Raw genomic sequence first — 25,374 nt, 5'->3', positions numbered from 1 at the left:
ATGACATTTTTGCAAGTTTTTTTCCTGATGGGATCACCTGAAGGCGGCGATGGAGCCATGCTCAACCTTCTCTTTTTGGGAGCCCTGTTTTTTGTTTTCTACTTCTTTATCATTCGTCCGCAAAGTAAGCGACAGAAAGAGATTCAGAAGAAAGTCAGTGAGATGAAAAAAGGCGATAAAGTTGTTACCGGAGGCGGCATGTTCGGTGTTGTAAACTCTATCGAAGACGAAACCGTTTTATTGGAAATTGACAGCGGTGTAAAAGCCCGATTCCAAAAAAGTTCAATTACGGATGTAAACCCGAATAAGAAGTAATATTTCTTTAACCGGGCCATCCGGAAAACAGATCTACCATGAGTCAGTCTCCTTTTCATACTATAGAAGAAGCTATTGAGGATATCCGTGCGGGAAAAATGATCATCGTTGTTGATGATGAAGACCGCGAAAATGAGGGAGACTTCCTGATGGCGGCTGATAAAGTCACCCCGGAATCCATCAATATTATGGTGAAGCATGGCCGGGGGCTTGTCTGCGTGCCGATTACCCGCCACCGGGCTCATGAGCTGAACTTAGAGTACATGGTTACCGAGGGCGCTGATCCTGATGAAGCCGCTTTTACAATATCTGTTGATCACAAGAAATTAACGACTACAGGTATTTCTGCACCCGACCGCGCAAATACGATCAAAGAGATGATCAACCCAAAAGCTCATCCCTCAGATTTTCGACGGCCCGGTCATGTTTTTCCGCTAATCAGTGTTGAGGGTGGCGTATTGAGACGAGCCGGCCATACGGAGGCGGCTGTTGATTTTGCCCGGCTGGCCGATTGTGCACCTGCCGGAATTATCTGCGAAATTATGCATGATGACGGCGAGATGGCCCGTCTGCCTGAACTGATCAAGCTCTCCAAAAAGTTTGATATGAAGCTGGTAACAATCAAGGATTTGATTGCCTACCGGATGAAGCATGAGTCACTCATCAAAAAAGTGCTCACTGTAGATATGCCAACTATCCACGGCGATTTCGACCTGCACGTTTTCGAAGAAAAGCTGACCGGCGAGCATCATCTGGCCTTTACAAAAGGTGAATGGACAAAAGAGGATCCCGTTTTGGTTCGGGTTCACTCTGCAAATCCGCTGGCTGATATTTTCGGAAGCAAGCGAAGCGACAAAACCGGCCTGCTGCACGAAAGCATGAAGATGGTTGCCAAGTCGGACCACGGCGTTGTTTTGTATATGGATCAGATGAGCCGCGAATTTAATATTGTTGATCAAATTACCGCGATACGATTGCAGGATGACGGACTCAGCAAAGACCAGATTCGTTCAAAACTGGGTTCAAAAATGGACTCACGGGATTACGGTGTGGGCGCCCAAATACTGCATATGCTCGGAATTCGAAAGCTCCGGCTGCTTACTAACAATCCGGTGAAACGGGTTGGGCTGAAAAGTTTTGGCCTGGAAATGGTTGGCGAGGTTGCCATACCGCTCGATCATCTTGATACGGATCACCCCGAAGAAAAACTCGACAAGCCACAGTCGAAAGAAGGGTTTCTGAAAAAACTGATGCTGGAGTGATTTCAAGTTTTCCCGAATTCTCGGGACTGCGAAAAACACGCAGCAGGTTTCAGGTTTCAGGTTTCAGGTTTCAGGTTTCAGGTTTCAGGTTTCAGGAATGAATTTGGTTCAATATTTACCATCTGCCAACTGCTGACTGAAAACTGCCAACTGCCAATTTTTCCCTACTCCTGATCTGACACCACAACTGCCACGCCGCCCCGTCTTTTATCACCGGCGCCTGAATATCCTTCCGGACCACGGCTGACCGAGTGTGCTCCTCCAAAAAACAGGTTCTTCTCACTCCAGATTTTATGATTAGGATAGTTTTTTTTAAGTCTCTTCAATTGATTCGTACCGTATCCCTTTTCCACGTGCAACAGTTTATCTTCTATGTGAACTCTTGGCGCTTCAATCGACTCTTTCAGCGACATTTTTAAATCTATCAGGTTTAGAAGTACCTGAAAAGTAGCTGTGCGAATACGGTTTGAGCCACCGGAACCAAAAACTACACGAGCACCTGATTTTAATTTTAAAATTCCCGGCGCCATCATCGACGTCATTCTTTCATTCGGCTTCCATGAGTGAAATCCACCGGGATTCAGGTCTTGTTCCCCAAGCATGTTGTTAAACATAAAACCCGTTCCGGGAATCATGACTCCGCTTCCCTCCCCATTGCTGGAGGTCATACCGGCCATATTTCCATCCCTGTCCACAACACTGATATGAGTGGTGCCTCTAAAGGATGCCGTTCTCTCCCTGACCTCTTTTTTGTAGATCTCCAAATATTCAGGATTCATTAGTTTCATAGCGGGATCATCTGATGGATTTTCAACAAATGCATCGATCCGCGCTCTGTTTGTCATCTGTTGTATAAATGCAACCGTATCAAGCCAGGCTTCATCTCCCGGTTCAAACTTCCCGGGATCGACGGATTCCATCAAATTTAATGCAAACCCAACCAATATTCCGCCCGATGACGGCGGAGGATTGATTGCAATTTCATTGCCCCGGTAATTAATCTTTAACGGATCTCTTTTAATGACACGATAGTTTTCAAAATCCTCTCTGGTCAGGTGTCCGCCATCTTCACGGCAAATTCTGGAGATCGATTCGGCAATTTCCCCTTCGTAGAACAGATGTTCTCCATCGAGTATCAGCTGCTCCAACAGTTCCGCAAGATCCGGCTGCTTTAAAACTTCACCTTCGCGTATCAGTTGCCCCTCTTCTCGTGAACTCCTAAAAATACGATTAGCCTCCGGCGAATCTCGATAGATCGGCGTGACGATATCAAAGATGCCGGATTGAAAAGAGTTCATCTCCACGCCTTTTCGCGCCAGTTCAATAGCCGGCTCGGCAAGCCTTTTCATCGGCAGTGTGCAGAGATCTCTGTGAATTTCAAACAGGCCTTTCACCATTCCCGGCACTGCAACAGAACCCGGCCCGATATGAAACTCCTGCTCGGCCTCGCCAAAATCTGCAGTGATTGGAAAGAAGCTAAGCCGGGAGGAATCTCGTTTGTGCATGGGAGTCTGGACAAAAAAATCATACAAGGTCTGACTTCCCGAAGCTGTTTCTGCCATCATGAATCCACCGCCGCCGAGTGAGGTAAGAACCGGTTCCGCGACCAAAGCAGCCAGTTGTGCGGCAATCACAGCATCATAGGCATTGCCTCCGTCACGGAGAATCTGCTCGGCCGCTTTCACGGTTTCAGGATGTCCGGCAGCAATGGCGCCTGATGTCTGTTTCTTATTTATACCCGTCATATTTGTTCTAATTTTTAATATGAACAGCTCCAAAGGAGCGCCGGTCAGTAACATCGTGCAACGCACGATGAAATTAACCAATCAACCCATCAGGCAGCCCCAAAGCGGGCGCCGGCCCTTCAGGCTAGCTTCTCCGAAAAACAACTCAGACTTAAGTTAACAGATGAGAACATAGACCATCAATCCATTTTGCCACGGAATCACGGAAAAGCACGGAATTTTCCATTTTTACGTGATTCTCTTCACATCAAAAGATAAGCTGTAGCATTTTTTTACAGCATCTTGAAGTACGGCGACTATATAGGTCTCTTTCAGCTTATCATAAATCCAGTACTCAGTACCCTGATAATAGCCTTGATTTGAGATTTGCCAACTGAAAACTGCCAACTGCCAATTTCCTTTCGGCACTATCCTACTGCTGATCCGTACTCTCTATTTTTGAAGCTCCCTCTACTGTCTCGTTCAGCTCTATTTCTGTTTTCAGATCATTCTCTTCATTTTCTTCCTCAGGCAGAATCCACTTATGAAAGAGAAGAAGAATAATAATTGAAGTGGTTATTGCTATATCCGCAACATTGAAGATGTATGGGAAAACAGCGGTGTCTCCAATTTGCAGGTAGAAGTGAATAAAATCAACAACGTGACCATCCAGAACCCCGCCATAACCACCGACAATTCCCATAAAGATGCGATCGTAGATGTTGCCGAGAGCACCGCCGATAATTAAACCCATGCAGACCAGGTAGGCATAGTTTGCACGGTTTAGCGTATAAACGATATACCCGACAATCCCGATCGTGGCAGAAATGGCTATTACGCTGATGGCCGGCGTAGAAAGCCAGTCCATACCCATGGCCATACCGGGATTTTTGGTAAAGTTAAAAGCGAGCCACCCTTCAATCAGGTCAAGCCTGTGAAGCTCCGGTGATGTACGAACAATATGCTTTGTTATCTGATCAATAATCAGAACAAAAACCGCCGGAATTGAAAATATGAGCAGCTTTTTTGCTTTTTCTGACAAAATATAGACTCTATCTGCGTTTTAGTTTAGCCTCGATACTCAGCTGAGTGTGAGGGACAGCTTCCAGTCTGCCTTTGGCAATTTTTTTGCCGGTAACTTTGCAAACGCCGTAAGTCTTATTGTCGATCCGAACCAAAGCGTCATCCAGGTAGCGGATAAACTTCTTGGTGCGGTTGAAAAGCATATACGTCTTTTCACGCTCCTGAGCATCCGTACCGGCATCCGCCATATGGAATGAGTAAGCTGACTCATCGGAAGAATTTTCCATGCTTTCACGCAATGTGCTTTGCAGGGCATTCAGCTCCTGTTCAGCTTCGTCTCGCTTTTTAAGTATAATTTCCCGGAAGTACTGTAGTTCCTCGTCATTATAGGGACTGATTCTTTCCGAAGTCTTGGAATCCTTTGAAGATGCCATAATACTGATGATTAGTTGTTAGTAGTTCTCCGTATCGAAATTTCACATTCCCGGTCTTCGATATCCCAGGATTTCACAAAATCTGATACGTCAAGTAGTTCAGGGGTAATTTCTTCTGCAAGGGTTTCTGATTTGATGTTTTCACGGTTAGCCTCAACTGCCTCAGCAATTTCATCATTTCCGGAAAACCCGATCACAATACGATCGGTTACATCAAAGTCGGCCTCTTTACGCATATTCTGAATTCGATTCACAAATTCGCGTGAGAGTCCCTCTTTCTGAAGTTCAGGTGTGATTTCCGTATCCACGGCAACGGTAATTCCGTCTTCGGTTTCAACCGACCATCCCTTCAAACCGGAGCGCTGAATCTCAATCTCACCGGATGAAATACGTACCGTTTCACCACCCTCAAGCTCGAGTTCAATAACGCCCTCATTCTCATATTCGGTAATCTCGTCTGTAGAGAGATTCTGGATTCTGGCGGCAACCGGCTTCATCTTTTTCCCAAGTCGCTTCCCTAATACAGGAAAGTTCGGCTTGGCCGATTTGCTCACAATACCGGAATCATCGTCTACAAATTCAATTTTTTTAACGTTCACCTCATCCAATATAATATCTTTTACAGCTTCAACCACAGCTCTTTCTTCTTTATCTATCGGAAGAATGATTTTTGACAGAGGCTGGCGCACGTTGATATCGATCTGATTTCGCACACGGAGCACAATCGAGCTCACGGTTCGGGCGATATCCATACGGCGCTCAAGCTGTTTGTCGATGGCTGTCTCTTCCACGGTTGGGTAGAAGGAAAGATGCACCGACTCTTCATCCTGTCCGGTCACTTCATTCAATCTTTGAAAGAGCCATTCGCCGAGATATGGCGCAGTCGGACTGATAATCTTCGCCAAACTCACCAGGCACTCATACAGTGTTTGATAGGCGGCCGTTTTATCCAGGCTCTTGCCCTCTTTCCAGAAACGGCGACGGTTTCGGCGAACATACCAGTTACTCAGCTCCTCAACATAACGCTCCACTTCGCGGGCCGCTTTGGTAGGCTCATATTCATCCAGATATTCATCCACAGACTTAACCGTAGTGTTAAGTCTTGAAATCACCCAGCGGTCCATTTCGGTTCGCTCCGTTTTTGGCAGCGGCGATCCGGAGTAGGTAAACCCGTCAATATTCGCATACATCGCAAAGAATGAGTAGGTATTCACAATGGTGTTAAAAAACTTGCGCTGCGTCTCCTGCAGACCTTCTTCGCTGAACTTGAGATTCTCCCACGGAGAGGAGTTGCTCATCATATACCAGCGAACGGTATCGGCTCCGTACTTCTGAATCACTTCAAACGGATCCACAGAGTTGCCTTTCGACTTACTCATCTTCTCGCCGTTGGCATCCAGAACCAGTCCGTTGGAGACCACATTCTTATATGCGGGCTTATCAAACAGCATGGTTGCCAGCGCATGAAGCGTATAGAACCAGCCTCGTGTCTGATCCACACCTTCGGCGATAAAATCGGCCGGAAAATTCTCCTTAAACTTATCCTTGTTCTCAAACGGGTAGTGCCATTGCGACCACGGCATCGAGCCGGAATCGAACCACACATCCAGCAAGTCCGGAATACGTCTCATGGTTCCGCCGTCGGGGCCTTCCCATGTATAGTCGTCGATATGCGGACGGTGCAGGTCAATCTCCACATCATCGGAAATTCCCGCTTTCTTCCGCAGTTCCTCAACACTTCCCACGCACTCAATATGCTCGGGATTCTTATCGCTCACCCAGAGCGGAATCGGTGTCCCCCAGTAGCGCTGACGAGAAACGGCCCAATCCACATTATTTTCGAGCCAGGTTCCAAAACGTCCGGTTCCGGTGCTCTCCGGCTTCCAGTTAATTCCCTTGTTCAGCTCCACCATCTTATCCTTCACTTCGGTGGTGCGGATAAACCACGACTCCACCGGGTAAGACATCAGCGGAGTACCTTTTCGCCAGTCAAACGGATAGTTGTGCACGTACACCTCGTGATGATACATGCGGTTTTTATCCTTGATGGCGCGATTAATTTCTTTGTCGGCCTCTTTGAACCACTGTCCTGCAAAATCGGGTGCCTGGTCCGTAAATCGTCCTTCCTGATCAATCGGGTTGAACATCGGAATTCCGGCATCCTGGCAGGTTGTGTAGTCATCCGCACCAAAAGCGGGAGCGGTATGAACCACGCCTGTACCTTCTTCGGTGGTTACATAATCTGCTTCAATCACTCTCCAGGCGTCTTCTTTATCAAACTCCTCGAGTGCGAAATCAAAAATGGGCTTGTAGATCCAGCCGATCAGATCGGAGCCTTTGTAGCTCTCAACAATTTCATAATCGTGATTGATGGCATCATCCAGGCAATCTTTAGCCAGAATATAGAACTCGGTGCGATCGCCCTCGCTCACCTTGATTTTGACATACTCCAGCTTTGGATTCACGGCCAGCGCCATGTTGGAAACAATAGTCCATGGAGTAGTAGTCCAGGCGAGGAAAAAGACGTTTTCGTCGGCATCGAGCGGGAATTTCACATAGATCGACGGATCCTGCGTCTCCTTATACCCGAGGCTCACCTCGTGTGAGGACAGTACGGTTCCGCTTCCCGGCGAATACCACTGAATTTTATATCCCTGATACACCAGTCCTTTGTCATAGAGCTGCTTAAACGCCCACCAAACCGACTCAATGTAGTCGTTTTCAAATGTGACGTATGGATCGTCCAGATCCACCCAATAAGCCATGCGGTTGGTGAGCTCATCCCACAAATCCTTGTATTTGAGCACACTCTCGCGGCACTTGGCGTTATATTCCGCCATGCCGTATTCTTCCACCTGAGAGCGCCCTTCGAGCCCCAATTCTTTTTCAATTTCAATCTCTACCGGCAGCCCGTGCGTATCCCATCCGCCTTTGCGGTCTACGCGGAAACCTTTCAGTGTTTTATAGCGGCAGAAGAGGTCTTTAACCGTCCGCGCCATTACGTGGTGAATCCCCGGCTTTCCGTTTGCGGTTGGAGGACCCTCATAGAACGTGAACGGAATTCCATCCTCGCGGGAAGTCAGACTTTTCTTAAAAATCTTGTTCTCCTTCCACCAGTTGAGGATTTCCACTTCCGCTTTTGGGTAAGCGAGCTGTTTAACTTCGTCGAATTTTTTAGCCATGTTGAACGATATCGTTCATTCTGAAAATTTTATATAAGCACTAAATATACGAAAAGGTTTGCAATGAATATACCTTCGCGCAGAACCAAATTTGTACCTGTTTTTCTTAAGCGGGTGAATATATAGGGAGAGACGGAGAAAGTCAGGTTAAAGTTTTGTGATGGGAGGGAGGTTAAACAAAGAAATCAGTAGTTTTATATTTTACAGCTGCACCAAAACAGACGATGATTTTGATAACAAACTCTGTAATTGAGAGTTCAATAGGAAACTATAATGATTCATCACCTTAAAATACTATTTCTATTTGTCACAATTTTTCTATTCATAAGTGTTAACGGAAAAGCACAAAATAGTGACTTCGATTTAATCTCCGTCCATGACCTGAAATTAAATCAGACAATAACCCTCGGCGATTCCAAAGAGGAAGTTACAGGTGTATTAGGTGACCCGGAAAATATAAAGCAGGTGCATTGGGAAATAAATGATGTAATGGTCAATGTGTATAAGTACGATCATTCAACGCTCTCATTTTTAGACAATACATTGGAGAGCTTTTACATCAGAGACCAGAGCTTTGTCTTAACACACAAGGGTGATGAATTTAAAGTTGGAGATTCAATCGATGTATTAAATACAATGTTTCCGGTCTCTTTTACCAACATGTTTGATAAATCTATGGTAATCTATTTTGGCGTTGAAGTTGGCAGTGAAATGAAACCATCCATAGGTTATATCTACATTGAGTTTGATGAGAATAACATAATTACAGGCGTTTCAACAAGAAGTAGATGAGAAATAGAATGTATGATTTAGACCTTTACGTCCCCTCTTTATAGGCTTTGTTCCGTTACCGATTAGCGATGAGTATTGAATCTGCACCTTTAACAAATATGAATACTCATTCTACACTTGCTTAGGACTGCATAAAACAACTATTTAAACTTTATTGTAACACTTTACTCACTTTATACTCTTGTTATCAAAATCAACAAGATATTGTTATCTCATGCGTTTAACTTTAAATTGCAGAAGCACTGAAAGCTTTATAAAAAGTTTTAGAACAGCTCTATTCATGAGTTTATTATTGATTATTGGAACCGAATGCGACCTTACCCCCCACTGATTCACCGGGTATTGATCCAATACAGAATGACATGGATCTGCGTCTCTCATTTACGGGAATGCCTACAGGATCAGAACTGAAACAACAGTAGGCGTGTAACAGATAATCCGACAGATATCGACATGAGGATACTCACAACCTTACCACAGTAGAAGATGCGGTTGGAGAGCAGTCATCTTAAGCAAAGCTTTACAAGATTTCGGAAATACACATGCCGTGGCAGGTAATATTAGACACGGATTTTGATACCTCAGAACGAATTTTATGGCGTAACCCATTAACAGTAGACACACAGGGGCACGAGCAGCAGATATTCCGTGAATCCGGGACGAAAAAGAGGATTCTTTTGGTGCGCTGAAAGTAGATAAACCCAACTTCAACATGCTCAGCAGCAAAAAAGTTTACGGAAGATATTGTACAAATCAGCTTTGCGACATGTCACTCGATGGCTCAGGCCCAAGAATATACGGTAAACACTGATCACCTGCGACGATGATGAAGTCGATGGCGTTCAACGGCGAAACCATTGAACAGACCCAGATGCCACTAATGCAGGACCCCAAGTTGAAATCAGCAGCTTTTGTGTAATTACAGCTCAGTAGATGAGCTTGGAGAGAACAGAGGCATAACCTCTAACTATGGAGATAGCCGCATAGGATTCACAGTATGATGTTCAAACATATGTTACCCGAACTTACAATAACCAACGACCAGTGGCCAGTCGTAATCGAGGGCAATGCTGTAAACGTGGGAGATTCACTTGCCAGTCTCAAACAGGCATTTGCGACATTTGAAAATACGCCATGTTCCGATGGCAAGTACAGAATATATAGTATTTTTTGATCACCTAGAGAATGAATTCGATGGCGTTGGAATTTATTTCAACCCAGGAGCACACAGATTCAGGAAATACGATATTTTGTGAATCCGTGATGGTAAAAGGATCCATATTTGTGTGTCTGAGGGAGTTGTAGCCACCCACCGGTGGGTGGCTACAAAAAAGGTCTCCTTGTCCGATCTTTTGGGTTGATCTATAACCTAAAACCTAAACGAAGGAGACCTCATGATCGATCTAAAAGATGATCAACTGCAAGATATTATTCACAGCGTTCTAAATAAAGACGAAGGGTTAAATGAACTCTTAGAACTTATTTTGAACGGACTCATGAAAATCGAACGAACTCACTGGATGGCCAGCACCTCCGGTCCCGGTAACAAGGCCAACGGCTATCGTCCCGGCCAGGCCATCGGCCACGGGCGAAAACTCTCACTGCGCATTCCCCGCGATCGGTTAGGGAAGTTCCAGCCTGTGCTCTGGGCGATGCTGCGCGATCAGCACGAGGAAGTTCGCCGTTTGTGCTTTGAATTGTACGGAAAGGGACTTTCCGCCAGCGAAGTTGGCCAGATTACTGAGAAGATCTATGGGCAAGCCTATAGCTCTTCAGCCATCAGCAACTTTACCCAACAGCTGGGCGAACAGATCCACGAGTGGCGGCAGCGCCCGCTGGCCGGGCGATACCCGGTGATCTTGGTCGATGCCATTCACAAGAAAGTTCGCCGAGGACACGTCAGCAGTGAGGCCTTTTACGTCGTGATGGGCCTTACAGAACAGATGCAGCGAGAGGTTTTGGCCATAACGAACCTTCCCAGCGAATCCCCTTCTGGGTGGAGTGAGCTTCTGGAATCGTTAAAGGACAGAGGACTTGCGCAGACCGATCTGGTCATCGCCGACGGGCTACCAGGGCTTGATCAGGTTATCCATAAAGCTTTCCCTGCGGCCCGTCATCAAAAATGTGTGACGCATTTTAAGCGAAACATTCAAACCAAGGTCAAAGCATCCGATAAGGACGCTGTAGCCGAGGATCTCAGGGAGGTATTTTTGACCGGACAGCGCAACTATACCCGCAGACAGGCTCTCGAGAAGTTTAACGAGTTTGCCAGGCGATGGGGCAAAAAATACGATGCGATCAAGCGTCTGGTTGGCGATGAAGACATGGACTACTATTTTACCTATCTGGATTTTGACCGGCGAATCCAATCCATGATCTATACCACTAACTGGATCGAACGACTGAATAAAAAATTTCGCAGGAGTCTGAAAATTCGCAATGCGCTGCCGTCGGTTGAATCGGCCCTGTTGCTGTTAGGGAAAATGGCTATTGACACCGAAGAAACGACCTACCAATATCCAATTTATAATTTTAAATTTGACCAAACTTTATTCCCAGATGCAATCCAATAGATCCATAAGGAGATCTGAGACCAGACACACTTTTTTGGACAGTGCCTTGATGAAGAGGAGATCCGGAGCCTTGTGTGGGTAATCCTGTTAAGAATCCTCGAATTGCTCCACAGGAAAACAGCGGTATAAATGGTGGGCGGTTTGGGTTTACAGAATTAATCCAGATGAAGTCCAAAAGAACATTCAGCTTTAGATATAAAGTGAATTTTGGTGAACTATTATTCTATGTTTGATGGAATCATTATTAATACTGGCTATCAAGAAGATGCTGGAATTAATTTGGAAATAGATCCAGAATATAATTTAGTGACGAAGATTGTATACTTTGTGAGTCCTTGACCTATTTTCTTCCTCTCATTAACAAATTGCATCCATGGACAACACAAAGCTGATTACCCATTTAAAGAAGATTTGTATTGCAGTGTTTTTCACTTTTTTACCAATTGGCTTTGCCCATGCACAGATAGCTGAGAAAATGAATTATGACCAATTCAAAAATTTCTCGATCAACAACCAAATAACTGTCGTTAAACTTGTTAACCTTGATAGTAATTGGGAATTTCTTAAAGAATCTTTAGGCTCACCTATCAGTGAAGATTGCAAGGAAGGAGATGCATTTATGGGTATTGAACCCTATTGCAGCTTTATGTACGACGGATTAAAAATCAACTACACAAGCGTTGGAAACGGAGTTGAACTGTACTTCAATCAAAATTACTAATGATAGTGCCTATTTAATGTACGAGAGTGTTGAACTTCGCGTGGGTGACTCCATTTCGAAATTAGCTCCTCTTTTTCCTGAGGCCTATGAAAACCGTGGGCAATTAGAGACAAATCATCGTGATAAGGCTAAATGTCGCGAATTCAGTTGCAAACATTTCTTTTCGACTATAATCAGGTGGATGAAAAAATAACGGAAATTCGGTTCGTCCAAGTTTTGACATAGTACTAAATCGACCAACATCTAAATACCTAATATCCATCTTGAGTCAGGCCCGTGAGACCCATCATACCGGACGGCGGCTCATCCAAATCCTGCGATCTGGAAATGATCTCAATTAGGTCGAAAAATGAAATCAGTTGGAAATATTTACAGTGAGGGCGAGTATCTTTTACCTTAATACTCAATCATTTTCTAAGGTAACTTGAATCTCTCCCGCAAACCCTCAATCTTTTCAGCCTAAAGAACCGCATCAACCAAAGAAACCATTTTATGCCTGAGCTAAACCCCATCACCAAAGAAAATCCCTACAAAATCGTCTTCGTCTGTCTCGGCAATATCTGCCGCAGCCCCACGGCCGAGGGCGTTATGCAGCACCTGGTCAACGAGCGCGGCCTCCAACCCTATTTCTATATCGATTCGGCCGGAACCTCCGCCTATCATATCGGTGAGCCGGCCAACAGCAAGGCGCAGAAAGTGGCAAACGAGCGGGGAGTTGAGCTCAAATCGCGTGCCCGACGGTTTGAGTCGGAAGACCTGGACGAGTTCGACCTGATCCTGGCGATGGATCAGGAAAATTACCAGAACATTCTGGCTTTGGACGGCAACGGTTCCTATTCCGATAAAGTGAAGCTGATGCGTGAGTTTGATCCTCAGTCGGACGATAACGCAGAAGTCCCCGACCCCTATTTCGGCGGCATGGACGGATTTAACAATGTATTCGAAATTGTAAAGAGGAGCTGTGAAAATCTGCTGGATGAACTGGAAGAGCGGATTGAGAAGTAGTTATGCCCTGAGTCGCCTCACTCGGTGGGGCTGCATTGGAACTGATTCATAACTGTACCCCGGATCGCCTGATCCGGGAAAAATCCGTCTTAAAAAAACAAATTTTGCTATTACCGCCTCTACCCTGAATAGGTCTTCAAACAGATCTCTCTAATCGGCGGGATTTTTTTGACTGTGATTTTTCTACCCATGTTTCATCCCTATGGGATGATGAATGGAGGCGGCTGTGACATGGTATTTTTATAAGAAGCACTGTCCTGTTTTTGGTTTACTAAATTAAGCAAAGAGCTCCCCTCCTTGCGGCGTTCTTTTGCGCCGGAGTAGCCTAACCGACGACTGGCGGTAGGGAACGGCGGGTGGGTCGCCCTTACAGGGCTTTTCGTGTTTATCTAATCTTACAATCCCGCCATTGAAATGGCGGGCTATAATGTGGATTCATGGCTACGCCATTGGTCTTGGTAGCCGAGCTCATGTTGTGCTTTTCACCATTTAATTACAGAAGCATTTCGACTTCACTCCGCTCTGCTTCGTTGCGCTCAACGTGACGACACCTGTATCCCGAGTAAAACAAAGATTGTTCTTGAAGATTCACATAGTTCTGAAGAAGCATTCTGTGTTTTGGGCAAATGAATTCAGAGTATTAAAAAACCAAAACTCCGTAGGGGTGACCCGCAAATAGTCTTGTTTTCCCGTTGGGATCTGATAAAATTACCGGGGTTTCAACCCCGGGGCTGGATTACAAATTAAACCTCCGCCGAACAGAGGGGGTCGTTTGGAGTATCAAGCAGATTAGAGGCGGTAATACTCAGACTGAAAAGACATGGTATTTTTTTGATTCCACACACAAAGCCAAATCGCTCAAACTTGCAATGAATAAACAGTAAAAATACCATGTCTGCTTCGTGCTTCCGTGCTTAGACTTATCCATCTCTTTTATACCTGATTCTTCGTCTTGAAAAGACCTCCCCTGGTCATAGTCATCAGTTTTTCAAAGTGCAGCAGTATGAACAGAATAAATCCTACTTGAAATATCAGCTGAACGACTTCTGAATCCACACCTTGCACCGGAATTTTAAGTTGCGGAATTAACTGTGTTAGCACTACCCCGATGATGATGCCTACTATAAAAAAGACCCAGGAAAAAGCCACTCCCCTGCGATACCCCTCCTGAACAGCTTTTTCTTCAACTTCCAGTTCGTTTATCTTCGACATCAACTCATCCTCAAAGTCCGGAAATGGCATTTCTGAGCTCGCTTTAGTCAAAATCTCTTTCATGATCTTATCATTGCTATTTTCTTCCATCAGACTTAGAGCTCCTCTTTTTTAAAATCATAGATTTGCAGCAGCTGTGCTTTCATACTTTTCCTCGCTCTGTGCAGTATCACCTTTGCGTTTGAATCTGACCAACCTGTTATATCACATATTTCATGAATGCTATAGTCATGCAGATAAAAAAGCTTCAACGCCAAGCTTTCATTGGAGCTTAATTGACCCAAAGCTTTTCTGACAACGAATTCTTTGTGATCCGCATCGATTTTTTGTTCCGTTTTATTCTTGTCAGAGTTACTAATTTCACTTTCTTTTAACTGATGATTTCTGTCCGGCTTTCGACTTCGCATCATTTGATATGACTCGTTGACCACGATGCGGTGAAACCATGTACTGAATGCTGCTTCACCCCTGAATTTATCTAAGCCTTCATATGCTTTTATAAATGCCCTCTGAACGGCCTCCTTTGCGGCATACTCCTCCTTTAAAATCGATATCGCCAGGTTGTATGCATCGTCCTTACACTCCCTTATGATAAATCGAAATGCCTCTTTGTCGCCATTTAATACCCGTTCTACGTAACGATCTGGCATTTACAAGTTATCCGTTATCCTTTTTGCCTACATAATGTGCAACAATCATCCCAATTCCACCAAACAAAAGCATCATGATTGGTATAAATTCATCCCGCATATCAGTCAATTCGTTTAAAATACCTCCTATAATCAAACCCACTGAGATGGCTGTAATTAACACACCCAATCTTAACCACGGAAAACGAAATGAGAAATTCCATCCTCCTTTGTCTTCCGGGACCTCAAGTCCTTTTTCTATTAAAAGCATTCGCTCTCTTTCCCTGGATTTATGCGTGAAATACCAAGCCAAAAAAATGGCTGTTAAAAACGCGAGAAAGATGATAGTAAAAATGACCTGACCCATAATTGCTGACTCCTTTATTTAATTTAAATTCACTTGTTTGATGCAGAGTTTAGGCAAAAGGTTACAAATTATTTTAAATATCACTTTCTCTGTTAGATGATTTAATTCATACTGGCATATGAAAAACAACTTTTCCCTTGCCCGCCTCAATCCTGAATGGATTTTAAACAATTCTCTATTCGACGGGGACATTTTGGGATGCAATTCTTCTACCCATATTTCATCCCTACAGGATGATGGATGGTGACATAAAAGACATCATACACATTGTGACACCATATTTAGAAAATCGGAATATTTGCGGGTCGCCCTTACAGGGCTTTTCGTGTTTATCTAATCTTACAATCCCGCCATTGAAATGGCGGGCTATAATATGGATTCATGGCTACGCCATTGGGCTTCGTGATAGAGATAACATCCTGCTTTACACAATTAATTTGTGGGGACATTTCGACTTCACTTCGCCCTGCTTCGTTGCGCTCAATGTGACGAAATTTGTATCCTTGGCAAAACGATAATCATCAATTTTTAGGACTATCCGAATTTCCATATTGTTTAATTTTTCATAGTACATGGAAGGCAGTTGGGTTTAACATACTATCCAATCAAATGTAGCGGTTTCAAAGTTTTGCAAAAGAACTCTAAGTTTTGAACAAATGTAGTCGGAGTATTTAAAAACCAAAACCCCGTAGGGGTGACTCACTTATAGCCCGGGGTTTCAACCCCGGGGAGTAGGTTTACAGATTAAATCCCCGCCGAACAGAGGGCGACGTTTGGAGTTTCAAACAGTGTTGAGGCGGTTATACTCCGTTTGAAAACGACGGGTCAGGCAACAATAAAAAAAGTCATCTATTCCTATAATTGCGGGATACATCGTTCTTAAAAAAGATTTTTTGAAGTGGTTAAACGAATCTGTGAAAATCTGTTGGATGAACGAGATAAGTCTATAGTTGATGACTCACATTTCTTGAAACTGAATGCACAATTCAAAAAAGGATAATGTCGTAAAAATATATATACCCCAACATCCAATTCCATGAGATCAATTATGTCAAATAATGATCATAATAGGCAACCTGGCCAAACGGTATATTTTCATCATTGGGACTCAGACTTTTGTGAAACCATAGCCGGGTATCATCCGGTTTTTGATTTAGCAACGCATTAACCAACGCGACATTTTGAAATACCCCTCCGCTAAATGCCAGATCTTTTACACCTGCTTGCCGGCTTATCTGAAAAACCAATTTCCCCAGTGAGTTAAAAAAGCCCCCGGCAATGTATTCGATGTTCCTGCCCTGCCGGATATCGTCCAGGATACCGATATAGGCCGGCTTCCAGTTTATAATATCATCGCAAATCTCAAATTTATAATCACCGGAATCGAGCCCCTGACTGTTTCTCGCTCTGCTTTCAAGTTTTATAGCTGCTTCTGCCTCATAACTGTTATATGAACTGATTCCCAAAATGGCTGCCACCGCATCGATCATTCTGCCCATCGATGAAGTTTTAAGTTTTGCCGGAACTGAAAGCAGTTTTTGATAATAATCCCACTCTTTTTCATTGAATTGAGCTCGTAATATCGGCTCAGCTTCGGGAATTTCAGCAAAAACCGAAATGGCAGACAACCGAGGCTCCAGGCTCATTTTATCTCCGGCTAAAACCGGAAAGTAATCCATATGCAGCTTTCTTTTGATCCCACCCTGATCCTTTTTAAAGATTTCACCTCCCCAAATCTGCCCATCATCTCCATATCCGGTCCCATCCCAGATAAATCCGAGAACTTCTTTGTCCGTTTTCAGAAGACCATTTTCTGAGAGGACGGCTGCAAAATGAGCTTTATGATGCTGAATCGTATGCAATTTCACATCTGCTTTTTCAGCAACTTTCTCCGCCAAGGCTCTGCTATGATATGCCGGATGACTATCTGCAAGAACAACCTCAGGTTCAAATGAGTAGAGTGATTGAACATGCTTCAATGTAGCTTGATAAGCAAGTTGTGAATCGTATGACCCTTGATCTCCCAGATATTGGCTGACAATTAATTTTTCACGGTCAGCAATTGCAAAAGCACCTTTCAGATCTGCCCCTGTCGCAAGTACCCGTTTATCCATTTTTCTGAATGGATGCGGAGTGTAATTTGGTGACAACCCACGGCTCCTTCTCAAAATAATCCTTTCGCCATTTTTGGCTAACTGTACAACACTATCGTCTTGGGGTGTCACGATCTCTCTGTCAAATGTCAGAATATAATCGGCAATGGATCCTAAATGATCCAATGCCTGTTGATCATCATAAATAATGGGAGACCCGCTCAGATTTGCACTTGTCGCAATCAGCGGGCGGTTCACACCCGAAAGTATCAGCTCAAAAAGCGGGCTGTAGGGAAGTAAAATCCCGATTGTTTGGAGTCCCGGTGCCACAGCCTCACAGCATAGCCCTGAAGCCGGCTCTGCTTTTCGCAATGCCAGCAAAACCGGTGCATCTGCACTGTTCAGTGCTTTCTCTTCATTTGGGCCTATCCACGCATCATCCTTCACGGATTTCAGATTCGGATACATCACCGCAAATGGCTTTGAAGGTCTTTTTTTCCTGATCCGCAACGTTTGTACACTCTTTTCACGGGTAGCATCTGCCAGCAGCAAATACCCTCCGATTCCTTTTACTGCCCATATCTGACCCTCATTTAATGATTGTGTACAAAACTGTATCACTCTTTCCGGATCACGTTCCACAACCTTCTTCTGTGAATCGTAAAGAGTTATCGGAATAGAACAGGCCGGACATGAATTGGTTTGGCTGTGCTGTCGAATAGCTCCCGGTTCTTCGTATTCCGCTTGGCAATCCCGGCACATCTCAAGTTCCGCCATCGTGGTATGAGGGCGATCGTATGGCAGTTTTCGAATGATTGAATATCTGGGGCCGCAATTCAGGCAGGTTGTAAAAGCATATCTGTACCGCCGGTTTGTTTTTTCTTTCATTTCATCCCGGCAGCGATCGCAGAGCGCAATATCGGGCGGAAGAAGCGCCCCGGTTTTTTTACCGGTTGAACTCTCCTCAATTTGAAAATCTTCGTATTGTTGATCCGCTATTTTGCGAATAGTACGGCTGGTAATCAGTGAATGGGGCGGTGCATGCTCAGCCAAATAGTCATAATAAGATCGCACCGATTCCTCATCCGCAGTGATAACGATCTCAAGCCCTTTTCCACTGTTTTTAACCCGGCCTTTCAGCCCTCTTGACCGCGCCGAGTCCAGCACGAACGGCCGAAAACCAACCCCTTGAACAACTCCTTTAAAATGTAGGTGATAGGTTGGCATAAGGTTTCGGTTGTATCATCCGTTTCTCAACTCTGCAGAGCGCTCCCTGAGCCAGTCGTACCAGGAATCGAGACCATCTCCGGTAGTGCAGCTTACCTGGAAAAAGATCAGGTTCGGATTGATTTTTTTTGCGTTTTCAATCAGTTTGTCGCAATCAAACGGGACATAGGGAAGCAGATCCATTTTGTTAATGATACAAACTCCTGATGTGTGGAACATATCGGGATACTTGAGTGGTTTATCATCTCCCTCGGTTACGCTGATAATCACAACACGTTCATTTTCGCCCAAATCAAACATTGAGGGACATACCAGGTTTCCTACATTTTCGATAAACAGCAGGCTATTCTCTGCCGGCTTCAACTCCTGGATTGCATGCAGCACCATATGTGCATCCAGGTGGCAACCTTTTCCTGTGTTGATTTGAACCGCTTTTGACCCGGTCATTTCAATTCGATCCGCATCCATGGATGTTTGCTGATCTCCCTCTATCACTCCAAACGAGAGTTCTCCTTTCAGGTCTGTGAGCGTGCGCTCCAATAACATTGTTTTTCCTGAACCGGGTGAACTCACCAAATTAATGGCCAGGATACCTTTCGCATCTATGTAACCGCGGTTTCTGGCAGCCAATAGTGCATTTTCGTGCAAAATATCTTTTTCGAGATGGATCATTCTGCTCCCGGTGTTCTGTTGGCCCATCTCGTTATTGGTGTGTGAGTGTGAATGATCGTGACCCTCTCGCGACTCATGAGCATGGTGATGGTGACCGTGTGCTGTTTCATGAGCATGCTGATGAGCGTGTGCATGCATATGCCCTTTGTTACTCCCGTGGGAATGGTCGTGATTCTCAGTTACAATGTGGGCACTGTCGGTGCCGCATCCGCATGTTATACACATAATTTTACCTCTACTTTTCAGATTTTAATCTCTCTTCAATCCGTATCGTTTTGATGTTCATCTCCTTCCCTTCTATAATTTCGGAGAAATAACATCCACATTCCGGACAAGAGTCATAAAGTGCATTCATTTCAAAGAGTGTATTGCACTCGCTACACCTACCCATGCCCTGAATGTAGTTTATTTTCAACTCTGCCCTTTCAAGCACACTGTCTCGAATTCCATGTTTCCAGGCAAACTCAAATGCCGCCGGTTCGATTGTACTCAGTTTGCCGATATCCAGCTCAACGGCAGAAACCGATTCTGCGTCAGCTTTGAACACTTCTTTTTCCACTATCTCGACAATATTAAGTACGATCGAAAGTTCATGCACGTGCTTTAACCCTCTTTTTCATTCTAAATATCAGCCATGTACAGCTGGTTGCAATCAAGAATACAACAGTGCCCAATATGATTGCATGCATCGGTTCAGTTAGATAGTGCAGCAATGAGTGTCCGGCAGTTTCTCCATGACCCGAATGTGCAAACAGTGATGCCTGATTTACGATGATTATCAGTATGGCTGTCAAAAATATTTTACGAAAGTAGTTCATGATTTAATTTTTTTGTGTTGATGTATCTATCCTGGTCAAAACAGTTCTTCTGTTTCAATTTCTTTAATTTGAGCTTGTTTATATAGTTCGGACGACCGAAATAAATCCAATGCTCTTTGTAAGTGATTTGACGCTTTGTTGCTCAACGGTTCACCAAGTTCCCATCTGTACCCTTTAATAGGCAACACATAGGCCTCCGGCGTTTTCCGATAAAGCGTCTCACACAGATAAAGTACCGCTTCCGGGCTCTGTAGATGAGATGAAAAGTAGTAGGAACGTGCAGGCTCACATTTTTTTAATGCATAACCTTTCGGAATCAGTTCTTCCGTCGCATCCACAAAGAGCACCCTTTCATATTTACTAATTATGTCGGCATCTTCCACTTGCAGCTGATAGCGATACTCCAGGTCAAATCTGCCGGGATCTTTTCCCTCAATATCATTCAAAAAAAGCCATCCCAATGCGTCATCTCCGCGTGAACCATTTCCGATACCGATCAATAACGTACGCATGATTTAATTTTTAGTTTTTTCTCCGATCAATGTGCCTTCATGATCGTACAGTTCCGCTTTCAGTGGCATTTTTCCCATCGCTTGGGTTGCACAGCTAAGGCAGGGATCGTAAGCCCTGATGGCCACCTCCACCTGGTTCAGCATCCCTTCCGTTATAGTTTTCTCGCGGCTTATAACATTGTTTGCAACCCATTTAACCGCTTCGTTCATGGCATCATTGTTATGAGTCGTCGAAACGATCAAATTACACCGCACAATCATCCCTTTGTCATCCACTTCATAATGATGTGTAAGCGTGCCCCGGGGTGCTTCAATGATTCCTATTCCAACATTGCGTTCGTTCCCCTCACGAACCAGATCATTTTCATCCAGAATATCCGGATCCAACAGCAGTTCTTTCATCAATTCTGCACAGTGAAGTGTTTCAATCAACCGGGCCCAGTGAGAATACATCGTGCTGTTGTTCACGCTTGATCCTGTAAATTCGAAATATTCACGGCGTGCTTTTTCGGCCAGTGGTGTAGATATGTAATCACAGATATTCATCCTGGCAAGAGGCCCGACACGATTCCAGCCTTTCTTTCTGCCTACACTTTTCAAATATGGAAACTTCATATACGACCATTTGGCAACGGCTTCCGAAAAATATTCCAGGTAATCATCCGGTTCCACATCCGGCAGAGTGATATTTCCCTCAGAATCGATTGCCCGCAATTTACCGTCGTATAGTTCCAGTGCGCCATCCGTTCTCACAGTGCCCAGGTGTCCGGATGGAAAAGCTGCAAAAGTGTCCAGAAATACCCGGTTTTTGGAGTGATAATCCTTCATAAAATCAACCATCTCCTGTGACCACTTGATCATGGTGTCGATGTCCGGAAAATCCTTGCCATTTAAAAAATTATCCCGTTCTTCCGCTTTAAGTGATTTATAGACCCCACCCGGGACCGCCAGTGTTCCATGAATTTTTTTTCCGGCAAGTGCTTTAATAAGTTCCTGGCCAAATTTTCGCATTGTAATTCCTTTCACTGCCAGATCTCTATTTTCAACAGCCACGCCCACAACATTTCTTTTCTCAGGCGGTGCATCTACGCCAAAAAGCAAATCCGGCGAGGCAAGATAGAAGAAATGAAGTGCATGAGACTGGAAGATTTGAGCGTAATGCAGTAATCTTCTCAATTTTGTCGCTCCCGTTGAAAGATCTTTTGGGTCGATTCCCACAATTTGGTCAATCGCCTTCGCTGCGGCCAGATGATGGCTCACAGGACAAATGCCACACAATCGTTGAACAAGATTTGGAGCCTGCCAATATGGATGACCCTGAATAAACCGTTCGAATCCACGAAATTCGACAATATGAAAATAGGTTTCATCAACATTACCCTCGTCATCGAGGTGAATAGTTACGCGTCCGTGGCCCTCTACTCTGGTAACCGGATCAATGGTGATTGTTTTGCTCATAATAGCTCCATTGGTTTAATCGTACTTGAATTCTGAATAGAGTATGGAATAGTTCTCATTCCATAACAGGTTTTTCACGGCTTTCCAGATGTGTTGTGCATCCGGCGGACATCCCGGAATGAAATAGTCAATTTTTACAACTTCCCGGCATTCATAAATTCTGTCCAGCATCTTGGGCAGGTGTTTGTGGTAGGGTATCGTAGTATTTCCCTGCTCATTTGTTACGCAATTTAGAAAAGCCTCTTCCAGGCACTCTCCCAATGGAATGGTATTTCGCAGGGACGGCAGTCCGCCCCAGATAGCGCATTCTCCCACAGCTACCAGCAGATCACATTGTTCCCGGAAAGTTCTCAGGGTTTCAACATTCTCTTCGTTACAAACCGAGCCTTCAATAATTCCTACATCACAGCGTTGTGTAAATTTTTTGAAATCTGTCAGAGGTGATTTGTCAAAGGTAATCAGTTCAACGAGATCGAGTATTTCTGTATCCACATCCAGCATTGACATATGGCACCCAAAACATCCGGCCAGTGATACAGTGGCAACTCTCTTTTTCTCAACATTACTGAGATCGATGTTGTTATCAGATTTTACGGGCTTTACGTAGTCCGGCCTGATCGAATCTTCATCAAATTTACGTTCACCAAAAGGTTTACCAACGCTTTCTCCACGTACAATAATTGCGCCGGTCGGGCAGATGTTCATTGCCTGTATCGCCTGATCCCGGGTCAGTTTTTTCTCCTCTTCGTAATCAATTCCTACATGTGTTTCATTGCCGCGATTTTGATAGCTGAACACCTTTTTTCCATCGTCATTCTCTACTTCAACCACGCATCGCAAACATTTGATACAACGATTGTGCTCCATCACCATCCGTTTGGCACCGTAATCGATCATCCGGTTTTTAAACAGGTGGGGAAAGCGGCTGATAGCTATACCTAATTCATACCCCATATGCTGGAGATCACAATTTCCACTCTTTTCACAGGATGGGCATATGTGGTTGCCCTCTGCAAACATCATCTCAACGATGCCTTTTCGCATATCTTTCAGTTCTGCACTGTTCACCTCCACAGCCAACCCCTCTCTCACTTTTTCAGTACATGCGGGAGTAAATTTTCCGTTTATTTTACAAGTGCATGTCCGGCACGTTCCCAGCGGTGGATCTATATTCTCAAAATAACAGAGTGATGGGATAAAGAAACCATTTTCAGTTGCAACATCTACCAGGTTTCTTCCTTCATCAGCAAGGATATTTCTGCCATCAATCGTAATATTTACATGTTTACCCATAGCAGGTTCTCTCCCACTTTTTATTAATCTTTAAACTCTTCGTAGTCCCGGGTAGCTGCTTCCAGGTCAAATTTCAGACTTTGGTCAGAACCGTTATGTTGAACTATTTTTTCAAAATAATCGCCAAATTTGTCCAGAGTATTAATCAAACTGTTGGTTGCAGTTTTTCCCAGTCCGCAACGGCTGGTATTTCTCATAAGCACTCCCCACTCTTTCAGCTCATCAATATCATTTCTATTTGCCACACCGTTTCTGACCCTCTCAAGTTTTCGCTCGATAATAAAATTTCCTGCCCGGCAGGGTGTGCATATTCCGCATGATTCATGTTTATAGAAGTCGGCATAGTTCAGCAGAATGGTGATAATATCCCGGCTTTTATTATAAACGGTCAGCGCCCCTCCGCACCGGATATGCTGAACAAAAAAGTCTGAAAACAATGCAAAAGGCTGATCCTGTTCATCAAGTGTATGTACTGTGCCGGATGGACCGCTTTCCTGGATAAAATAGGGGTCTTCCGCACCGCACTCCTGCAGCAGCTCTCTGAGGGTCATCCCCCACTCGATTTCATAAATTCCCGGATATTTACAATCTCCGGAAACGCTGATCACTTTTGTGCCGGGAGATTTTGGTATACCGTATGTCAGATACTTATCAGCCCCCATATTTATAATTCTGGCTGCTGCGCAAAATGTCTCTACATTATTTACGACAGTAGGCAGATTCAGAAACCCTTTTTGAACCGGGAAAAACCAGCGGGTACGGGGTTCACCTCTTTTACCTTCCGCCGACTCAAGCAGTGCGGTCTCTTCTCCACAAACATAAGATCCGGCTCCCATCTGTATTTTTATATCAAAATGAAAATCTGTAATTCCCCCACAATCCTTTCCCAAAAGACCTTTTTCTCTGTATAGTTTAATAGCTTGTTCAAGTCGTTGCTTTAACCATGTATATTCACCTCTCAGATAGATAAGCCCAAAAGATGCCCCGATAGTATAGGCGCAGATAATCATCCCTTCTATCATCGATTCGGGAACACGCTGCATCAGAACCCTGTCCTTAAAAGTACCCGGCTCTCCTTCGTCTGCGTTACATACCACAACCTTTTTTGTCTCTTTTTCATCTGCTGCAGCCTGCCACTTCATCCAGGTTGGGTAGAAAGCCCCGCCACGGCCGGCCAGTTTAGTCAATCTCAGAGCCTCAATCACACCTTCCGGTTCCATATCAGTAAGCTTTGAAATGGATTTACCTATTTTGAACTCCGAAAAAAATAAACTGGGCTTGTTTTCCGGTGTATACCGTAAATTTTCCTCAGGTTCATCACAGATCTCCTCAACAGGCACTCCCTTTTTCAATTGTGTGATGATCTCCCGCACCTTTAACGAATTCAGGTTTACAAACGGATGGAAATTTATGAGTGCTGCCGGTTCCTGGTCGCTTAATCCGATACACGGAGTTAAATAGAGTCCAAATGTCCCGGTTGGATCCGTTGAACCTACAGTGGCAGAGGTCTCCCGTTCAAATGCTTCAAGAATTCGTTTATATCCCTTTATCTGGGATGTCATACTGTTATTGAGATAGATCACATACTTACCGGCAGGCTTTCTGTGAAAGAAGTGATAAAACGAGGCAACTCCCTCTACTTCTACTTCTGATATGTTATACTCTTTTGCAAGCGTTGTTACATCCGAATCTGAGATATAGTTTTTTGAGTGCTGAAAATCCCATAAACGATTCAGTATCTCTGTTCGGGGAGGAAGGGATATAAATTGCTTGAAATACTCTGAATTCATAGCATCGTAATTTTAGGATGTTTGAGACTTCAATCATTTGATTTTATCTCATTTCTGAATCGGTCCGATCCAAGTTATAATCCGATGGATTCAGAAATCATAGATACTTCGCTTGAACTTTATTCCCACCATTTTCCAAACGAAATCCTGACTGAATTTAAATCTCTTGCACTACACTGCTACTTCTTATTTATATATTAAGGTATTTTTATCTTATTTAATATTTATTTATGCCTCCCATGATTAAATTTTATCTTTTTTCATTCTCTTGA

Annotated in this window: 21 protein-coding genes; 6 read left to right on the top strand and 15 right to left on the bottom strand. The window is 44.2% G+C overall.

Annotation, left to right across the window (positions count from 1 at the left end; translation table 11 throughout):
• Window positions 1–315, top strand: coding sequence for a preprotein translocase subunit YajC (gene yajC / locus U5K35_RS01745; RefSeq protein ID WP_322569752.1), 315 nt, complete (start codon window positions 1–3; stop codon window positions 313–315).
• Window positions 316–353: 38 nt separating this feature from the next.
• Window positions 354–1,577: a 3,4-dihydroxy-2-butanone-4-phosphate synthase gene (gene ribB / locus U5K35_RS01740; RefSeq protein WP_322569751.1), complete on the top strand. Its 1,224-nt coding sequence runs from the start codon at window positions 354–356 to the stop codon at window positions 1,575–1,577.
• A 164-nt stretch (window positions 1,578–1,741) separates the two neighbouring features.
• On the opposite strand, the gene ggt is transcribed toward ribB, so the two are convergent.
• From ggt to ileS, 4 genes are all read right to left on the bottom strand, one after another.
• Window positions 1,742–3,322 carry a gamma-glutamyltransferase gene (gene ggt, locus U5K35_RS01735; protein WP_322569750.1) on the bottom strand — a complete coding sequence of 527 codons (1,581 nt, stop codon included), beginning with the start codon at window positions 3,320–3,322 and terminating at the stop codon, window positions 1,742–1,744.
• A 412-nt stretch (window positions 3,323–3,734) separates the two neighbouring features.
• Window positions 3,735–4,343, bottom strand: a complete 609-nt coding sequence (locus tag U5K35_RS01730) for a signal peptidase II (RefSeq protein ID WP_322569749.1) — start codon at window positions 4,341–4,343, stop codon at window positions 3,735–3,737.
• A 10-nt stretch (window positions 4,344–4,353) separates the two neighbouring features.
• Entirely contained in the window at window positions 4,354–4,758 is a 405-nt protein-coding gene (locus tag U5K35_RS01725; protein ID WP_322569748.1) for a TraR/DksA family transcriptional regulator, read from the bottom strand.
• 11 nt (window positions 4,759–4,769) lie between these two features.
• Window positions 4,770–7,940: an isoleucine--tRNA ligase gene (ileS, locus tag U5K35_RS01720; RefSeq protein ID WP_322569747.1), complete on the bottom strand. Its 3,171-nt coding sequence runs from the start codon at window positions 7,938–7,940 to the stop codon at window positions 4,770–4,772.
• A 273-nt stretch (window positions 7,941–8,213) separates the two neighbouring features.
• Between ileS and U5K35_RS01715 the strand changes: the two genes are divergently transcribed.
• The 4 genes from U5K35_RS01715 (at window position 8,214) to U5K35_RS01700 (ending at window position 13,031) form a co-directional block, all read left to right on the top strand.
• Window positions 8,214–8,732 (top strand): hypothetical protein, encoded by a 519-nt coding sequence (locus tag U5K35_RS01715; RefSeq protein ID WP_322569746.1) that lies wholly within the window; start codon window positions 8,214–8,216, stop codon window positions 8,730–8,732.
• Between the two features lie 1,394 nt (window positions 8,733–10,126).
• Window positions 10,127–11,305 carry an IS256 family transposase gene (locus tag U5K35_RS01710; RefSeq protein ID WP_322569745.1) on the top strand — a complete coding sequence of 393 codons (1,179 nt, stop codon included), beginning with the start codon at window positions 10,127–10,129 and terminating at the stop codon, window positions 11,303–11,305.
• 373 nt (window positions 11,306–11,678) lie between these two features.
• A complete protein-coding gene (locus U5K35_RS01705; protein WP_322569744.1) occupies window positions 11,679–12,026 on the top strand; it encodes a hypothetical protein in 348 nt (115 codons plus the stop codon).
• Between the two features lie 492 nt (window positions 12,027–12,518).
• Window positions 12,519–13,031, top strand: coding sequence for a low molecular weight protein-tyrosine-phosphatase (locus U5K35_RS01700; RefSeq protein WP_322569743.1), 513 nt, complete (start codon window positions 12,519–12,521; stop codon window positions 13,029–13,031).
• A 933-nt stretch (window positions 13,032–13,964) separates the two neighbouring features.
• Here the strand turns inward: U5K35_RS01700 and U5K35_RS01695 are convergent.
• The 11 genes from U5K35_RS01695 to U5K35_RS01645 all read right to left on the bottom strand — a co-directional run bounded on the left by U5K35_RS01695 (window position 13,965) and on the right by U5K35_RS01645 (window position 25,102).
• Window positions 13,965–14,333, bottom strand: coding sequence for a hypothetical protein (locus tag U5K35_RS01695; RefSeq protein WP_322569742.1), 369 nt, complete (start codon window positions 14,331–14,333; stop codon window positions 13,965–13,967).
• Window positions 14,334–14,338: 5 nt separating this feature from the next.
• A complete protein-coding gene (locus U5K35_RS01690) occupies window positions 14,339–14,893 on the bottom strand; it encodes a sigma-70 family RNA polymerase sigma factor (RefSeq protein WP_322569741.1) in 555 nt (184 codons plus the stop codon).
• A gap of 7 nt (window positions 14,894–14,900) precedes the next feature.
• Window positions 14,901–15,239: a DUF6249 domain-containing protein gene (locus U5K35_RS01685; protein WP_322569740.1), complete on the bottom strand. Its 339-nt coding sequence runs from the start codon at window positions 15,237–15,239 to the stop codon at window positions 14,901–14,903.
• 1,046 nt (window positions 15,240–16,285) lie between these two features.
• Window positions 16,286–18,559 (bottom strand): carbamoyltransferase HypF, encoded by a 2,274-nt coding sequence (gene hypF, locus U5K35_RS01680; RefSeq protein ID WP_322569739.1) that lies wholly within the window; start codon window positions 18,557–18,559, stop codon window positions 16,286–16,288.
• A gap of 15 nt (window positions 18,560–18,574) precedes the next feature.
• Window positions 18,575–19,456 (bottom strand): hydrogenase nickel incorporation protein HypB, encoded by an 882-nt coding sequence (gene hypB, locus U5K35_RS01675; RefSeq protein ID WP_322569738.1) that lies wholly within the window; start codon window positions 19,454–19,456, stop codon window positions 18,575–18,577.
• 10 nt (window positions 19,457–19,466) lie between these two features.
• Entirely contained in the window at window positions 19,467–19,829 is a 363-nt protein-coding gene (locus tag U5K35_RS01670) for a hydrogenase maturation nickel metallochaperone HypA (protein WP_322569737.1), read from the bottom strand.
• Window positions 19,822–20,049, bottom strand: coding sequence for a hypothetical protein (locus tag U5K35_RS01665; RefSeq protein ID WP_322569736.1), 228 nt, complete (start codon window positions 20,047–20,049; stop codon window positions 19,822–19,824). The genes U5K35_RS01670 and U5K35_RS01665 overlap by 8 nt, the downstream gene beginning before the upstream one ends.
• 35 nt (window positions 20,050–20,084) lie before the next feature.
• On the bottom strand, window positions 20,085–20,561 hold the full coding sequence (locus U5K35_RS01660) for a hydrogenase maturation protease (protein WP_322569735.1): 477 nt from the start codon (window positions 20,559–20,561) through the stop codon (window positions 20,085–20,087).
• 3 nt (window positions 20,562–20,564) lie between these two features.
• A complete protein-coding gene (locus U5K35_RS01655) occupies window positions 20,565–22,019 on the bottom strand; it encodes a Ni/Fe hydrogenase subunit alpha (RefSeq protein ID WP_322569734.1) in 1,455 nt (484 codons plus the stop codon).
• Between the two features lie 15 nt (window positions 22,020–22,034).
• Entirely contained in the window at window positions 22,035–23,312 is a 1,278-nt protein-coding gene (locus U5K35_RS01650; RefSeq protein WP_322569733.1) for a 2Fe-2S iron-sulfur cluster-binding protein, read from the bottom strand.
• A 23-nt stretch (window positions 23,313–23,335) separates the two neighbouring features.
• Entirely contained in the window at window positions 23,336–25,102 is a 1,767-nt protein-coding gene (locus U5K35_RS01645) for an NAD(P)H-dependent oxidoreductase subunit E (RefSeq protein ID WP_322569732.1), read from the bottom strand.
• Window positions 25,103–25,374: the final 272 nt, after the last annotated feature.

Origin of the sequence: Rhodohalobacter sp., from assembly GCF_034521535.1 — a bacterium.
Lineage (GTDB): Bacteria > Bacteroidota > Rhodothermia > Balneolales > Balneolaceae > Rhodohalobacter.
This window is presented reverse-complemented; position numbering and strand designations above follow the sequence as displayed.

Bases quoted from the DNA above. Each gene is read 5' to 3' on its own strand.
- U5K35_RS01700 (WP_322569743.1), top strand. From the start codon at position 12,519: ATGCCTGAGCTAAACCCCATCACCAAAGAAAATCCCTACAAAATCGTC.
- ileS (WP_322569747.1), bottom strand. From the start codon at position 7,940: ATGGCTAAAAAATTCGACGAAGTTAAACAGCTCGCTTACCCAAAAGCG.
- U5K35_RS01655 (WP_322569734.1), bottom strand. From the start codon at position 22,019: ATGAGCAAAACAATCACCATTGATCCGGTTACCAGAGTAGAGGGCCAC.
- ggt (WP_322569750.1), bottom strand. From the start codon at position 3,322: ATGACGGGTATAAATAAGAAACAGACATCAGGCGCCATTGCTGCCGGA.
- U5K35_RS01685 (WP_322569740.1), bottom strand. From the start codon at position 15,239: ATGGGTCAGGTCATTTTTACTATCATCTTTCTCGCGTTTTTAACAGCC.
- U5K35_RS01710 (WP_322569745.1), top strand. From the start codon at position 10,127: ATGATCGATCTAAAAGATGATCAACTGCAAGATATTATTCACAGCGTT.
- U5K35_RS01715 (WP_322569746.1), top strand. From the start codon at position 8,214: ATGATTCATCACCTTAAAATACTATTTCTATTTGTCACAATTTTTCTA.
- hypB (WP_322569738.1), bottom strand. From the start codon at position 19,456: ATGTGTATAACATGCGGATGCGGCACCGACAGTGCCCACATTGTAACT.
- hypF (WP_322569739.1), bottom strand. From the start codon at position 18,559: ATGCCAACCTATCACCTACATTTTAAAGGAGTTGTTCAAGGGGTTGGT.
- U5K35_RS01725 (WP_322569748.1), bottom strand. From the start codon at position 4,758: ATGGCATCTTCAAAGGATTCCAAGACTTCGGAAAGAATCAGTCCCTAT.
- U5K35_RS01660 (WP_322569735.1), bottom strand. From the start codon at position 20,561: ATGCGTACGTTATTGATCGGTATCGGAAATGGTTCACGCGGAGATGAC.
- U5K35_RS01650 (WP_322569733.1), bottom strand. From the start codon at position 23,312: ATGGGTAAACATGTAAATATTACGATTGATGGCAGAAATATCCTTGCT.
- U5K35_RS01665 (WP_322569736.1), bottom strand. From the start codon at position 20,049: ATGAACTACTTTCGTAAAATATTTTTGACAGCCATACTGATAATCATC.
- U5K35_RS01695 (WP_322569742.1), bottom strand. From the start codon at position 14,333: ATGGAAGAAAATAGCAATGATAAGATCATGAAAGAGATTTTGACTAAA.
- yajC (WP_322569752.1), top strand. From the start codon at position 1: ATGACATTTTTGCAAGTTTTTTTCCTGATGGGATCACCTGAAGGCGGC.
- ribB (WP_322569751.1), top strand. From the start codon at position 354: ATGAGTCAGTCTCCTTTTCATACTATAGAAGAAGCTATTGAGGATATC.
- U5K35_RS01705 (WP_322569744.1), top strand. From the start codon at position 11,679: ATGGACAACACAAAGCTGATTACCCATTTAAAGAAGATTTGTATTGCA.
- U5K35_RS01645 (WP_322569732.1), bottom strand. From the start codon at position 25,102: ATGAATTCAGAGTATTTCAAGCAATTTATATCCCTTCCTCCCCGAACA.
- U5K35_RS01690 (WP_322569741.1), bottom strand. From the start codon at position 14,893: ATGCCAGATCGTTACGTAGAACGGGTATTAAATGGCGACAAAGAGGCA.